Source organism: Dorea sp. AM10-31 (genome assembly GCF_003435815.1).
In the GTDB taxonomy this organism is placed as follows: Bacteria; Bacillota; Clostridia; order Lachnospirales; family Lachnospiraceae; genus Dorea_D; species Dorea_D hominis.
This window is the reverse complement of sequence record NZ_QTUV01000002.1, coordinates 587,060-603,301: the sequence shown is the minus strand read 5'-3', so window position 1 is coordinate 603,301 and position 16,242 is coordinate 587,060. Positions and strand designations below refer to the sequence as shown.

Sequence of the window (16,242 nt, the reverse complement as noted above, 5' to 3'; positions counted from 1 at the left end):
AATTGTATTTTTCTATAATATTATAATTGGCAGATATAGGTACTGATTACTGACGGATAATTGTGGAGAACCACAGGGGAATCAAGTATTAGAAAGACAAGCCGACCGTCTGGGCAACATTTATTCGAAAGGATAGATGTTGTCCTTTATTTTACTACTATTGTATAGACAGGAGAAAATAAAGGACCGAGAGAAACTGTCGGTAAAAAGGACACAGATCAGGAGGATATGACGATGAAAACAGATATTGAAATTGCACAGGAATGTACGATGGAACCGATTACGAAGATAGCAGAAAAAGCAGGAATCCCGGATAAATATCTGGAGCAGTATGGAAAATACAAAGCAAAGATTGATTATAATCTGCTGAAAAAGTCAGAAGCAAAAGACGGTAAACTGATTCTGGTGACTGCGATCAATCCAACTCCGGCAGGGGAAGGTAAGACAACAACAACGGTAGGCCTTGCGGATGCGATGCAGAAGCTGGATAAGAAGGTTATGGTTGCTTTAAGAGAGCCTTCTCTCGGACCGGTATTTGGAATGAAAGGCGGAGCAGCAGGCGGCGGATATGCACAGGTCGTTCCGATGGAAGATATCAACCTGCATTTTACAGGCGATTTCCATGCGATTGGTGCGGCAAATAATCTGCTTGCAGCAATGATCGATAATCACATTTATCAGGGAAATGAGCTTGGCATTGATCCGAGAAAGATCGTATGGAAACGCTGCGTGGATATGAATGACAGACAGCTTCGTTTTGTAACAGATGGTCTGGGAGGAAGAGTCAACGGTGTACCGAGAGAAGATGGCTATGATATTACAGTTGCTTCTGAGATTATGGCAGTTTTATGTCTGTCCAATGATATCAAGGATCTGAAAGAACGTCTCGGTAAACTGATTGTCGGATACACATATGGAAAAGTGTCCGAGCAGAAACCGGTAACAGCGCATGATCTGCATGCAGAAGGCGCGATGTGTGCACTTCTGAAAGATGCATTGAAGCCGAATCTTGTACAGACATTGGAACATGTTCCGGCAATTGTGCATGGTGGTCCGTTTGCAAATATTGCACACGGATGTAACTCTGTGACAGCAACGAAGATGGCATTAAAATTAGCCGATTATGCGATCACAGAGGCAGGTTTTGGAGCGGATCTTGGAGCAGAGAAGTTCCTGGATATCAAATGCCGTATGGCAGGTCTTAAGCCGGATGCGGTAGTGATCGTTGCAACTGTACGTGCACTGAAATACAATGGAGGAGTTCCGAAACAGGAGCTTAATGAAGAGAATCTGGAAGCACTTGAGAAGGGACTTCCGAATCTTATGAAACATGTACATAATATTAAACATGTATATGGACTTCCTTGCGTAGTTGCAATCAATGCATTCCCGACAGATACACCGGCAGAACTTGCGTTAATTGAAGAAAAATGTAAAGAAGCAGGTGTGAATGTGGCACTTTCCGAAGTGTGGGCAAAAGGTGGAGAAGGCGGAATCAAGTTGGCAGAAGAAGTAATCCGTCTGTGTGATGAACCAAGTGACTTCCATTACAGTTATGAGCTGGAAGGAACGATTGAAGATAAGATCAACCAGATCGTACAGAAAATTTATGGCGGTAAAGGAGCGGTACTGACTGCAAATGCGAAGAAGCAGGCAGATCAGCTTACAGCACTTGGATTTGACAATGCACCAATCTGTATGGCGAAGACGCAGTACAGTCTGACGGATGACCCAAAGAAACTTGGCGCACCGGAAGATTTTGAGATTACAGTAAGAAATCTGAAAATTTCTGCAGGAGCTGGATTCATTGTCGCACTGACCGGAGATATTATGACTATGCCTGGACTGCCGAAAGTACCGGCAGCAGAGCGTATAGACGTAGATGATGAAGGCAGAATTACAGGTCTTTTCTAAGAATAAGAGAAAATATGGATGCCGCACAGACGAATAGAGTCTGTGCGGTGTTTTGGTTCTGATATTGTTATGGTATACGGAGGAAACTGCCAGTGGCAGACTCTGCATTTTGTGTATTCGGAGAAAAAATATCGGAGAAAGAGCTGACAAATATTATAAAAAATAAGCTTGCATAAAAGAAAAACTCGTGTTATTCTATATTCACTTTTAGGAGAACATTCTGTAATCCAGAAAGTGATTCTTAGCCGTAAGGCATCTTACATTCGGTGTTTTATTTTCAAAACAAGATCCGATGAAGACAGTTAGTTTAATTATGGGAGAGTGATGTTTCTTCGAAGGAGGATTGTATTTATAAGAGACGTAGCTCTGGAACCAATTCTCAAATTATCCTGGGATTGCCATAATGCAAGACAAGGGAAAGGAGAACATTTTATGAAGAAAAGAAGATTAAGTGCATTTGTAATTGCGCTTGCACTGGCAGTGGGAAGCGTATTTCCCGCATTTGCAGCAGAACACATTGTAGACACATCGAAAAAAGGTTCACTTACGATTTACAAGTATGATATAACAGGCGCCGGCAAAGCTGGTATACAGGCAGGAGAACCGGGAAACGGGCGGAAAGATGAATCTGTAGAGAACAAGTTAAAGGATTACGCAATGGAAGGTGTGGAATTTACCTGTCTTCGTGTCGGAGATGTGGATACATACAGTAAGAATGGGGATGTGAAACTAATATATGGAATCCCGGATATTTTGGAGAAGATTTTAGGTCTGGAGAAGAAAGCAGCCACAGAGACAAAAGATGGAACCTGTTATTATACAGCAGATCAGATTCAGACAGCCATGAGGAATGCACTTGCGGATAATGTGACAACGAAGAACCGTTTGGAAGATTATGTAAAAGCCGGAGAGAAGATGACGCTCACGGACACAACCGGAAAGACAACGAAAGCAGGTCTGGAACTTGGTTTGTATCTGCTTGTAGAGACGAAAGTACCCGAGGATGTTACCGATACGACAGATCCGTGGTTTGTACAGCTTCCGATGACGGATGCAGGTGGAGAAAGCTGGTTTTATGATGTGACCTGTTATCCGAAGAACCAGACTGGAGATCCGACACTGGATAAGAAGGTAAAAGACCGGGCAGATGGAAAATCTGGGTACAAAGACACGGTGACAGCTTCAGAAGGTGCAGCACTGGATTATCAGTTTATATCAAAACTTCCGCATATTACAAGCACATCAACTTATCTTAGTAAATACACATTCAAAGATACAATGGCGAAAGGTCTTCGCTATGGAGAAAATGCAGTTCTTGCATTTTATGATTCCGCAGAAAAAGCAACAACAACAAATATAGATAATGTCGCCGGAAGCGGTGCGGTGGCAGTGTGGACGAAGGATTCAGGAAAATTCACACAGGATTATACGAAAAATGAGGATGAAAGTTCCCAGATGCTTCTTGGCATGACAAAAGAAGGATTAAAAGAAATTAACGAAAATTATTCGGATAAATATCTGGTTGTGTATTATACCGCAACCGTCAGATCTGAAGAATCGGTTGTAACCGGAGATAAAGGAAATCCAAACGATGTTACGCTTGAATGGAGAAGAACAAGCGACTCTTATTACGACACGCAGGATGATAAGGCACTTGTTTATACTTATGGGATCCATTTGAAAAAGACATTTTCAGATGGAAAAGGAGATGCCACGCAGGTACAGTTTGTATTGCAGAATCAGACAGATAGATATTATGTAAAGGCGAATGGAACAGACGGTGTCTACTATGTGACAGGAAAAGAAGAAGAAAGAAATAAAGCAACAGACTTTACACCTGCAGCGGACGGAACGCTCTTGATCCATGGACTGGAAGGAGATACTTACGTGCTGACAGAGACACATTCGGATCAGGGATACAGTCTCTTGAAAGAACCACTTCAGATTGTGATCCACGGGACAAAAGGTGTAGTAAGCAGTTCGGCAAAAGGAACAGAAAGCTCGGTGCAGGTTACAGCGGCTTCTGCAACAGTCGATGGGACAAATGCAATAATGGAGAAATCTTCCACTGATCCGGCTTCTACAAATGCGCTTGTGAAAATGGAAGTGCAGAATGCAAAAGGTTTTTCGCTTCCGAAGACAGGAGGAAGAGGGCTGTATCTGCTTACGATCGCAGGTGTGATCCTGGCAGGAACAGGAATGATGTTTACTACCGGAAAAAGAAAAAAAGATGAAAAAACTCCATGCGTAAAATAATACAGATCGGATTGATCCTGGCAGGGATCGGAATGGCTTCTTATCCATGGATCAGTAACAGTTTGTATGAAAAAGAAGCAGGTTCCCGGATACAGGTATATGAAAAAAAGAGCAGGGAACTTCCGAAGAAAAATTATCAAAATCTTATGCGGGAAGCAAGAGATTACAATGCGAATCTTGCAAAAGCGGATGTGATACTGACAGATCCATTTTCATCAGAACAGAGTAAAAAAAATACCGGAAAGGATTACCGGGAGATATTACATATCCCCGGAAGTGAAGTAATGGCATATGTGGATATTCCGGGAATCCGTATATATCTTCCGGTATATCATGGAACGGACGGTGAGGTGCTGGAAAAAGGAATCGGGCACCTCGGTGCGACAAGTGTTCCGGTTGGCGGTAAAGGAACCCATGCAGTACTTACCGGGCATACAGGACTGGATAAAGCAAAATTATTTACAGATTTGGAAGAGGTCAGAAAAAAAGATCAGTTTTATATTCATGTGCTGGGAAAAATCCTGGCATATGAAGTGGACGATATTTCTGTTGTACGTCCCGATGATACGAAGAAACTGTATGTGCAGGGAGAGCAAGATCTGGTGACGCTTTTAACCTGCACGCCGTATGGAGTGAACAGTCACAGATTACTGGTCAGAGGACATCGTATTTCTTACCGGAAGGAAGCATACAGAGAAGAAAAGCATAAGAAAAGGAAGACCAGATGGCAAAAGGAGTATCGGAAAACTTTGCTGATCGCAGCGTCGATGGTTGTGTGCGTTGGAATTTTAAAAAGAAAGTGGACATCTGAGTGATGAAAAAGACAAAGCTTGCGGGGATTGTTTTGTGGTTACTTGGAATATGTCTGTACTTTTATCCGGATGTGGCAACAGATCTGCAGGAGATAAAAGTACAGGCATTTGTAAAAACGTATGAGCGTGAACATAAAAGCAGACGAAGGAGTGTAACAGGAAGCAGGCAGGAAGAATACGGATATATTCAGATCCCGAAAATGAATGTGACGCTGCCACTTTATAGAAATGAGACAGAAGAACATCTTGCGTGGGGAGCTGCTATTTTAAAAGAAAGTGGACTTCCAGAGGAAAAAGGGCAGAATTGTATCATTGCAGCGCACCGGGGATACCGGGGAAAGCCTTATTTCCGGGATATTGAAAAGCTGGAGTATGGTGATGTAATTTATGTGCGGACACCTGAGCAGAAACTGGAATATAGAGTGCAGGATATGGATATCATCCGGCTGGAAGAAACACAGAAAATAAAAAAAGAGAAAGATATGCTTACGCTTCTGACCTGTCATCCATATCGGGGGAATGGAAAATTCCGTTACCTGGTATATTCAGTCAGAAAGCGAAGAAAAGAAGGAGACAGGAGCATGACAGAATGCAGGAAGATACAGAAAACGCAGGATGTACGGGTAGAGCAGTATTTCCGGAAAATCTGCGGAATAATTCTGCTTATATTATTGCTGACCGGAATATGGGGAATGTCTGCAAAGGCTGCCAGACACAGCTTGTCAAAGAAAATAGATACGAGCAGTCACATTGTGACTTATCAGTGGAAAAGTAATGCAAAGTTCAATACCGGAAAAGGGTTACAGTACATAAGGGAAAATGCCTGTGTGCTGCTTCATTATATGGATGGCGAACTGGGGCAGTGTGTCTATGCGGAGCAGGATACACCGGTTGGTCCTGCGAAAGAATTCGATGTGACAAAAGACAGCCGCACAAGCTGGATGTATGAACGGAAAAACGGATATGAGAAATATAAATATATTGGTATCGCACAAGAATATCTGCTTTCAGGAAAAGTCACACTTCGTGGGATTACCGGGAGCAGTAAACTGATGAAACTTCCGAAAAACAAAAGACAGATGCTCGCCCAGGGATTCAGCTGGTATATGCAGCATGCATCCTACAACCGGACGGAAGGAAAGACGGTAAAGCTGATCAGTCAGGTTCCGGATTTTGGTGCATCGAAACAGATCATTCTATATGATCAGATCTATACGGAAGCAAAGAATATACTGGGAGATTATACGATCACAGAGAAAACTTACAAACTGGAGAGGGATGGAAACACTCATCAGCCGATCGCTGTTTTTAAAATTGTGACGAATCCAAAACCGGTCATAAAGAATGTAGAAAGAAAAGGTGCCGGTGAGTCATCCCAGAAAGTATCACTTCGGATCGACAAGAGAGACATTCGTACAGAAAGAGCACTGGAAGGAGCTGTTTTTCAGTTAAGCTGTGACGGAAAAGCGATTGTGGATGTGATAACGGATGCAGATGGGAAAGCGCAGTATATTTATGAGCGGCTGTTGAAGACGAAGACATACACGGTGTCAAAAAAATATGTGTCAAACTGGGATGATCTGGATAAAAAGAAGAAATCAGAGGCGACAGAAAATGGCTATTATCAGAATAAAAGTCTGGCAGAAAAGGCAGCAAAAAGAGAGATAAATAAAAAAGTTCAAGCGGAACTGGCTTCTTTGCAGAGTAAGTTCCACTTATGGAATATAAAAGAGATAAAAGCGCCTTTCGGTCACAGGATTTCCGATGCAGACGGAGTGATGCTCACAGAACAGACGGAGAAAGATCTAAAAGTACAATTGTGGAATTATCCGGAAGACAGAGAACTTAAGCTTGAAAAGATCAGTGCAGAAAAAGAAGAGAGTGCGGAGACATCCCTGGCAGATGCAATTTATGGTCTGTATGCGGAAACAGAAATAATGGACAGTGATAACAAGCGGGTGCTCTATGTACCGGGAGAAGAAGTAACGGAACTTTGCACAAACCAGAAGGGGCAGGCGAATGCAGGAGGACTTCGCCCGGGAAAATATTATTTAAGAGAAAAAGAAGCTCCGAGAGGATTCTTGTTGGATGACACTGCTTATCCGGTGGATTTACGGACTGAAGATCAGAAAATTACTGTACAGGATGCTATGATCAGAGGAAAGATTCGTATACATAAAACATGTGGCAGACAGGATGGTACAGACAGTATGCCGGAAGAAGGGGCAGCGTTTGTACTGTATGACAGTCAGGGAAGAAAGGTTGAGACTCTGCTTACAGATTTAGAAGGAAAGGCAGAATCGGGATGGCTTCCTTATGGACATTATCGTCTGGAACAGATACAGGGAATTGGAGGATACAGTTTTCTGGCACCGCTGACAGTTGCGGTTACAAGAAATCAGAAAATCTATGAGATAAAAGGGCATGACATGCCAGCATATGCAGGTATTGCAATTTCAAAAGTAAAGAAACTATTTGATGCTGAGACAGGAATGAACGAATGTGAAGCAGAAAAAGGTGCTGAATTTGAAATCCTGGACGCATCCGGGAAAAAGGTGGAGAGTCTTGTTACTGATGAGAACGGAACAGCATACAGTCAGGAGATGGAGCCGGGAATTTATACGATACATCAGAGTAAAGGTGCGGAAAATTATAAAAAGATTCCGGATTTTAAAGTGACGATAAAGTCAGGAGAAGAGCGCTTATTATCTTATTATCTGGAAGATGAGAGTACTGCGCAAAAGATACGGATACGAAAAACCAAGGAAAAGGATGGCAAAGAGACACCGGAAGCAGGAGCGGAGTTTGAAGTATTGAATGAGAAAAAAGAGAAGATGCAGACACTTGTAACAGATGAAAAAGGAGAAGCCTGTGCTTTACTGGATATGCTTTCCTCTGGCGAATCATTCTTTGTAAGACAGACAAAAGGAGCAGAAGGTTATTCCTTTGCGGAAATCTTTGATTCGTCCAAAGAAACACCGGTAGAAGAAGACGGTCATCTCGTCTATACATTCAAAGCAAAAGATGTATTTGAGGATTATGCGTTTATTCACATAAAGAAAATGATGGTTACAGATCGTCCGTCAAAGACAGAAACTGTGACACAGCCGGAAGCAGGAGCCAGGTTTGAGATTCGGAACGAGCAGGGAAAAGCAGTGGAGACACTTACGACAGACGAAAAAGGGGAAGCAGTAAGCGGAAAACTTGCATTTGGAACATATATGATTCATCAGATAGAAGGAGTGTCAACGCACAGATTCAGCGAAGACAGGAAAGTCATCCTTGGGAAAGAGCAAAAAGGAAAAACGGAAGTAATTACTATAATAAATGAAGAAAATTTGATTTCTTTTGAATTAACAAAGCGTTCGGCAGAGACCGGAAAGCTTTTAAATGATGCAACTTATCTTGTGCTGGATGAGAAAGGAGAAACGGTTGCCAGATTTACAACCGGACAGGGGGAGGAGACAGAAAAGCAGGGAGCCGGGATGTGTCGTCTGCCTTACGGACATTACACACTGAAAGAAATTGTATCACCTGATGGTTATAAATGCAGTCAGAAGAAAGAATTTACAATTACATTCAAAGACGCGCCGGATGGAATTATGAAAATGGAGGATCAAGATGTCCCGGTTCGTGGGAAGATCCAGATGACGAAGATGGGTGACCGGTTACATGGATTTTCACAGGGGCAGTTCCAATACAGAACTGGGCAGGTGGCAGGAGCTGTCTATGGATTGTATGCAAAGGAAGATATCTGCCTGGATGATGATTCGGTATTGTGGAAGACAGGAACATTGATCGATAAGAAGAGGACAGATGAATCCGGTAACATAAAATTCACACGCAAACAGGCAGATGGAACAAAGACAGAATTATTTCCACTTGGAATATATGAAGTACGGGAGCTGGAAGCACCATATGGCTATCGAAAAGACGAAGAGATATATGAAGTCCGTCTGACATGGGATGAAAATGCCAAAAAGGAGAATAAAGTCACATCGCCGGATGTACCGGATAACAATACGGATGAGTCACTGCCTGTTACATACCCGGAAGCGAGCAAGGGACGTTATATTTTAAAGTCCGGAAGAGAATTCCGAAGAATACTCCACAGCGTGGAAGATAAGCTTGACACAATAACATTTACAAATGAAAAGGCACCGGAAGGAGCGTCATATAAAGATGTATCTTCATTGGAGGATGGAAGTGTTGTGATGTGGATGGAAGATCAGAATTGCATGATTTCCACGCAGACGGAAGAACAGGATGTCATTCTGAACGCAGACAGTTCTGCGGTGTTCAGACAACTGGTTATGTTGGAGAAGATTTATTTTGATGCTATAGAGACTTCCAGTGTGATCAATGCAAATGATATGTTCAGCAGATGTACAAAATTAAAAGAACTGGATTTGACAAGATTTTATACAAAAAACATGAAATATGTAAAAAATATGTTTCGAAATTGTACGAGTCTGGAAAAAATCTATGCCAATACAAGAATCGAAAATGAGGAGACAGAAGGCTCGCCGGTTCCGGTGAAGGCGGACGTAAGTCCGAAATATGATTTTACAGTAGGAAGTGTTTATAAAACGGAAGATTTTAATTTTCAGCTTGTGTATAGTGACGGTTCCAGGAAAGAAGTATATCCTTCGGACGAAGAAGTACAGATTTTGCCACAGAAAGCAGAAAAAGAAGGAAAAGAGACGGTTGGATTTGTATTTATAAAAGGAAGTCTTGCAGATTATCCGAAAGCAGAGACAATCGTACAGGTTGTAGATGTAATAGATGCAGACAGGCAGGAAGTGAAAGATGTTGATTTCCGGTTGGAAGCAGAAGATACACTCCTGACGCAGACAATTGAAATTGGAAAAGAAGATGAAAGTGGAAATCCGGTAGAAGGAGCTCTGTTTGGTATGTATGCAGGCAGAGAGATCCGGAATGCGGACGGAGAAATTCTCTTCCGGAAAGGCGAACGAATTATGGAAGCACAATCAGAAAGTACAGGAGAAGGAACAAGTTCGAAAGTAATGTTTTCCGGACTTCCATCGGATCTTTACAGTTCTGGCGCAGATGGATTATATGAAGTAAGAGAAATAAGAAGTGCACCGGGGTACAAGATTGAAAAAGGAACGAAGAACAGTTGGAGTTTTGATGGAGAACCGAAAGAAAACAGCAGGACAGTAACAGTCAGCAACCGGAAACTTGAACATGCGGAACTTGTGAAGATATGGGACGACAATCGTAATGCGGCAGGAAAACGCCCTTCGGAGATTCTTATTTCTGCAAAAAAAGACGGAACAGAAAAGACATATACATTATCGAAAGAAAATGACTGGAGGCTGGAAACAGACATTCTGGTTGCAGAGATGAAAGAGTGGGAGTTGTGTGAAGAAGTACCGGAAGGATATGAATCTGACGGGATGATTACAGATGAGAAGAAAGGAGTCTGGACGGTGACAAATAAAATTAAGGACCGGCGATGCAATCTGCAGGTAGAGAAGAAGTGGGAAGATGAAGACAATCTGGATGGTATCCGTCCGGATAAGGTAAAAGTGTATCTGTATCAAAATGGTATTCCGTACCGGGAAACAATTTTGCAGGAGGAAAATAACTGGAAAGATGAAAAAAGCTTTGAGGATCTTCCGGCAGAAGATGAGAAAGGAAGAGCTTATGTTTATGAATTCCGGGAAGAACAGACAGAACTTATTGACGGAAACAAGGAGACAGGATATTTACCGCTTTATACGGAAGAAGAGACAGAGGAAGAGAACAGAAGTTTTCTGAAAACGACAATTACGAACCAGCATGTTCCGGAGAAAGGGAAAATTATAATCTTCAAGAAAATTAAAAAAGATGAGATTGACTGGGAAAAATGGAGACCGGAGTTTTCATTTACACTTCATGGAAAAACGCTTTTGGGCGAGGAAATCAACCAACAGGGAATCCTTTCTTTTACAAAAGAAGAAGTCAGGTATCTGTTGGAAGAAACGGATGGATATATTACCAAATCTCTGGAGTTTACAGATCTGCAGCCGGGAACCTATACGGTGCGGGAAGAGCAGACAGATCCTTATTACCGGCTGTCACAGATAAGCTGTACAGACGAAGGTGTGAAGATTGATGAAACAAACCAGGAGATAACCTGGCGGATCGGACGTGACGGACAGTCACAGGGGAGAAGAACGCTGGAAGGACATGCTGTATTTGAAAATCGTGCAAGAACCGGAAAGATCCAGATTATGAAAACAGATGAACATGGAAATGCGCTTGCCGGAGTTTTGTTTGGAATCTATGATGCTAATGGAAAGCAGGTTGCCGTGTCCACATCAGGAAAGGATGGGAAACTGGCATTTTCCGGGCTTAAAACCGGACAGTATGAGATAAAAGAATTGCAGACAGTTTATGGAAAAAGTAAACTGACAAAACCAATTTCTGTAACAATCCCACTTGTGCTGAAAAAGGAAGAAGCAGAGAAAGAAGGAGCCGATGTAGAGAAAGCAGTTGTTTTTCGGGATTCCTGTTATTATTATGATCTTTCTTACCAGATAAGTAACAGCGCTGTTTTAGAACTTCCGGAGACAGGTGCGCACATTGGATATGGATTATTGCTCGCAGGGATGGCATGTATGAGTATGGGAATGTATGCAGGAAGAAAAAGGAGGAAAGGTAAATATGCAGGAAAAGGATAGACAGTCTCTTTGTACCGGAAAAAGAATTGCCGTTATACTGACAATAAGCATTCTTGTACTGGCAACAGCCGGAATGGCTCTATGGAATGTATTTGCGGCAGAGTCAGCATATAAATCTGGTAGCATGGAGATCAGACTGGACGGAATAAATATGCCTTTTCTCTCACCGGAAGATAAAAATCCGGGAGTGCAGACAGCAATCGGAAAGCTGACACTATCCAGAACAACTGCCCCGACGATAGAAGAACTGCGTGCAAAGTCTACGAAATGGAATGTAAGTCTGAAAGTAGCAGATGGATCAGGAAATGCAGTGAACCGGTATAATTTCCGTATTGGAAAATATGTGAATGGAGAATTTACGGCAGTGACGCAGGTCAGTACCGGTAAGGATGCAAATCAGGGATATTATTATATATTTAATATTCCGGTGACGTTTACAATCCCTGCACATAGCCAGATTACCGGGCAGTCTGTCACAAAGAACTGCCCGGATGGCAGATGTCTCTATTATACAGATGCTGCCGGAACGAAGAAGCTTGCGAAAGAGAAATGCACAGATGAAGTGACAATCGTAACTGTTTACCTGCAGGTAAATGCAGCACAAACCGGATTAAAGACATATTCCGGAACGCGTTATGAAGGAGCAACTGCAGGAATTACACTGGAGCGTCCTAAGTATCAGGTTACATTTCGTGCGCCGAGATGTACAAACTGGCAGACAGAGGAAATAAAGAAAGAAGTTTCAAGAGGAGAAAGTGTCGGTAAACCATTGGAACCGAAAAAAACAGGATATCGTTTTGAAGGATGGGATAGATCCGGGGAGGAAATGAGCTGTGTAAAAAGTAATCTTAGCATCAACGCAGTGTGGAAACCGGAAGAGTTCAGCTATCGGTTTCATGCAAATGGAGGCAGTGGAACGATGGATGTATTCCGGCTGGAATATCTGGATTCAGGAAAGCTTCCTGCCAATCAATATGTAAGAAGAGGATATTTGTTCCTGGGATGGAGTAAAGAAAAGCGTGGCGAAGTAATGTACAAGGATGAAGAACGGATGCATGCAGACAATCCAGAAGAATGTAAATATAATCTGTATGCCATCTGGAAGAAAAAGCGTGCGAATTTTTATCTGACAGAAGTGAAAGAAGATGCAGATATGTTTACAGGTGATGGAAAACTGACCGGCGGTAATGGAACAAAGTATCAGGAACATTTCACTGACTCGTCTTATGCACATACCGATCAGGAAGATGACCCGGGATATTTTACCGGGAAAGAATAAAAAAAGTAGGTGGTATCAGATGTCTGTACCGGTTATGTGAATCGCCGTGCTTTTTTCCGTAGCGATCGGTGTAATCTTCGGATTGTATCCGGCAAATAAGGCAGCTAAGAAAAAACCGGTGGAAGCACTTCGGTATACGGCTTGACATTTTCCGTATCTTCCTACAAAATAGTAGAGCATCTTTTAACTTTAACATCATTTTACAATAAGAGGAAAAAACGATGGCAAGCAAACAGACAAAAGGAAGCTGCGAGAGCTGCACTTATTTCACATATGATGAAGATTATGAGAGCTATGTATGCGATATTAATATGGATGAAGACGAATATATGCGTCTTATTTCCGACCAGCATTACCAGTGCCCGTACTATCGCAATGGTGATGAATATATGGTTGTAAGAAAACAGATGTAAGTAAATATAGTAATAAGTTCCGGTCTGTGGTAAAATAATTCTTAGTATGTTTACGTTATGGAAAGGACCGGGAAAATGATCATTACAATTATTGAAACAATTTACAGATTTTTATGGGGAGATTTCCTGCAGATACCACTTCCTGGCGGTGGCTCTGTAGGAATATCCCTGCTTATTATCTTGCTGATACCGGTAGGAATTTATTTTACAATAAGGACAAGAGTGTTGCCTGTCCGGTTATTTTCGGAGATGGTGAAGGCACTTCTTGAGAAAAAGAAAGAAGAGAGCAGCCTTTCTACATTTCAGACATTGATCGTGTCTACGGCAACACGGGTAGGCATGGGTAACCTGGTCGGCGTGGTAGCAGCAATCTCAGCAGGAGGAGCCGGGGCAGTGTTCTGGATGTGGATAACGGCAGTGATCGGCTCATCTACGGCATTTATAGAAGCAACACTGGCACAGCTTTACAAGGAGAAGGACCCTCTGTACGGTGGTTACCGGGGCGGTCCGGCTTATTATATACATCACTATATAGAAGATAGACAGGGAACGAAGAAAAAGCATGTACTGATTGCTGTTTTATTTGCAATATCCGGACTGATCTGCTGGTGCGGAATCAGCCAGGTGATCAGCAATTCGGTAGCATCTTCATTTGAAAATGCATTTTCTATTCCACCTTTATATACTACGATCGTTCTGGTTATTCTGGCAGCGTTTATTGTGTTAAGAAAGAATGCGACCGTGAAAGTTCTGGATGTAATTGTACCAATTATGGCAGTGTTTTATTTTGCAATCACCGTTTTTTTGATCATGACACACATTCCGAGCCTGCCGGGTGTATTTTCCAGAATTTTCAAAGAAGCATTTGGCTTCAGACAGGCAGCTGCAGGTGGCTTTGGAGCCGTGATCATGAACGGAGTGAAGAGAGGACTGTTCTCTAATGAAGCAGGTTCCGGTTCAGCACCTTGTGCAGCCGCAGCTGCTGAATGTGAGAGACCGGGAAAAGCCGGACTTGTACAGGCTTTAGGTGTATTTATTGATACGATCGTGATTTGTAGTTGTACAGCAATGATCATGCTGCTTGCACCGGAGAAAATGCTGGCAGGAAAAGAAGGAATGGAGCTTTTACAGGCAGCTATGCGGTATCATTTCGGGGAAGCCGGAGTTATATTTATTGCGATCACGCTGTTTTTGTTCAGCTTTTCAACATTCTTGGGAATCCTTTTCTATGCGAGAAGTAATGTTGCTTATCTGTTTGGAGATAACTGGTTTTCCCAGACAGCATACAAAGTGCTGGCACTGGTAATGCTTTTCATCGGAGGAATCGCGACATACACATTTGTCTGGGATCTGGGGGATGTCGGTATCGGACTTATGACCATTTTCAACATTGGGATTTTGTATCTGATGGGTGGCCAGGCACTTGCAGAGATGCGGGATATGGAGAAAAATATGAAATAAAAAATGTTACGATTGACTAACAGGCATGTGCGCTCATACAATGAAAAAAAGAGGTGATAGTATGCAGGCACTTGCAGAGGCGAACGTAGGAGAAGACTACACGATTAAATGGATGTTCGGAGTACCGGAAGTGCTGGATCTAATGGCACAGTACCAGATAAAAGAAGGTGTGGATATCCACATTATACAGAAGTTTATCGGAGGATTGATCATCGGAACGAATCAGGTGAGAATCGCGATCAGCGATGATGCAGCATGGAGAATCAAGGTGTAACAGCCTTGATTCTTTTTATATTGTAGGTGTGGAAATTTATTCCGGATTTTGCTATGATAAAAATGATATGCGAATGATCGGAGAGAATTGTGGAAGTACGAAGTGCGGAACAATTCGTATGGAATCTATAGTACATGACAGCTTATGAATACAGACAGGAGGAAAAAAGATGGATATAAAAAATGCAGCACTGATCGGACTGGGAGCGATGGGCGTATTTTTCGCGCCACGTATGGAGGAACATCTTGGAAGAGAGAATTTCTGCGTGATCGCAGAAGGGGAAAGAAAAGAAAGACTACAGACAAAAGGCGTGACAGTCAATGGTGTAAATTATCATTTTCCAATCTGTACTCCGGAAGATGGAACACCGACAGATCTGATCATTATGGCAACAAAGGATCTGGGACTTGCACAGGCAATTAAAGATATTGAGAAATTTGTCGGACCGGATACACAGATCTTATGCGTTATGAACGGTGTGAACAGTGAGGAGCAGGTAGCGGCAGCATATGGATGGGAGCATGTACTGTATTCTTATATGCGGATGTCGATTGTAATGAAGGATGGAAAAGCAGATTTTGATCCGTACTGGGGAAAGATTTATTTTGGGGAAAAAATAAATGAGACATTGTCCGGGAGAGTAGAAGCAATAAAAGAAGTATTAGAACGCTGTGATATTCCATATGTGATCCGGAAGGATATGTTGAACGGGCTGTGGTTTAAATATATGTGTAATGTTGGTGAGAATCTGACCTGTGCACTTCTTGGTATTCCGTTTGGCGCTTATGTAAAAAGCAAAGAAGCAAGTGCTATCCGCGTAGAAGCAATGGAAGAAGTCCGTGCAGTTGCAAAAGCAAAAGGAATTATCATTACCCAGGAGCAGTTAGACGACCAGTATGAAACGATCAAAAGAATCCCGCCGCAGAATAAGCCGTCTACGCTTCAGGATATAGAAGCAGGAAAGAAGACAGAGATTGAGATGTTTGCAGGCGAGATGGTACGCATGGGAGAAGAACTTGGCGTGGCAACACCTATTTGCCGGCTGTTTCTGAACGGAATTAAAGTACTGGAGCAGAAAAATGACGGATTGTTTCAGTTTTAAAATGACCGGTAAGCTGGCAGCAGAATAAAAATTATAGAAGAA

9 protein-coding genes, 1 pseudogene and 1 riboswitch are annotated in these 16,242 nt (G+C 42.4%); all 10 genes and pseudogenes read left to right on the top strand.

The window, feature by feature from the left end; all coding sequences use genetic code 11:
- Positions 1-35: 35 nt before the first annotated feature.
- Positions 36-122, top strand: a riboswitch (ZMP/ZTP riboswitch).
- Positions 123-228: 106 nt separating this feature from the next.
- Entirely contained in the window at positions 229-1,914 is a 1,686-nt protein-coding gene (locus DW125_RS05970) for a formate--tetrahydrofolate ligase (protein ID WP_117537389.1), read from the top strand.
- A gap of 432 nt (positions 1,915-2,346) precedes the next feature.
- Positions 2,347-4,170, top strand: a complete 1,824-nt coding sequence (locus DW125_RS05965) for a SpaH/EbpB family LPXTG-anchored major pilin (RefSeq protein WP_021861433.1) — start codon at positions 2,347-2,349, stop codon at positions 4,168-4,170.
- The gene (locus DW125_RS05960; protein WP_021861432.1) at positions 4,158-4,985 is read left to right on the top strand and encodes a class C sortase; all 828 of its coding nucleotides are present in this window, start codon (positions 4,158-4,160) and stop codon (positions 4,983-4,985) included. Before DW125_RS05965 ends, DW125_RS05960 begins: the two co-directional genes overlap by 13 nt.
- Complete coding sequence (locus tag DW125_RS05955) at positions 4,985-11,671, top strand: sortase (protein WP_021861431.1); 6,687 nt, start codon at positions 4,985-4,987, stop codon at positions 11,669-11,671. The genes DW125_RS05960 and DW125_RS05955 overlap by 1 nt, the downstream gene beginning before the upstream one ends.
- Positions 11,655-12,950 carry an InlB B-repeat-containing protein gene (locus DW125_RS05950; RefSeq protein ID WP_158549894.1) on the top strand — a complete coding sequence of 432 codons (1,296 nt, stop codon included), beginning with the start codon at positions 11,655-11,657 and terminating at the stop codon, positions 12,948-12,950. The genes DW125_RS05955 and DW125_RS05950 overlap by 17 nt, the downstream gene beginning before the upstream one ends.
- Before the next feature lie 40 nt (positions 12,951-12,990).
- Positions 12,991-13,095 (top strand): annotated as a pseudogene (locus DW125_RS14575) (ABC transporter permease); the annotation flags it as partial.
- 76 nt (positions 13,096-13,171) lie between these two features.
- Positions 13,172-13,363, top strand: coding sequence for a DUF6472 family protein (locus tag DW125_RS05945; protein ID WP_021861429.1), 192 nt, complete (start codon positions 13,172-13,174; stop codon positions 13,361-13,363).
- A 75-nt stretch (positions 13,364-13,438) separates the two neighbouring features.
- On the top strand, positions 13,439-14,824 hold the full coding sequence (locus DW125_RS05940; protein ID WP_021861428.1) for an alanine/glycine:cation symporter family protein: 1,386 nt from the start codon (positions 13,439-13,441) through the stop codon (positions 14,822-14,824).
- Positions 14,825-14,885: 61 nt separating this feature from the next.
- The gene (locus DW125_RS05935; protein ID WP_021861427.1) at positions 14,886-15,098 is read left to right on the top strand and encodes a FeoA domain-containing protein; all 213 of its coding nucleotides are present in this window, start codon (positions 14,886-14,888) and stop codon (positions 15,096-15,098) included.
- A gap of 169 nt (positions 15,099-15,267) precedes the next feature.
- Positions 15,268-16,200: a ketopantoate reductase family protein gene (locus tag DW125_RS05930; protein ID WP_117537386.1), complete on the top strand. Its 933-nt coding sequence runs from the start codon at positions 15,268-15,270 to the stop codon at positions 16,198-16,200.
- Positions 16,201-16,242 lie beyond the last annotated feature (42 nt).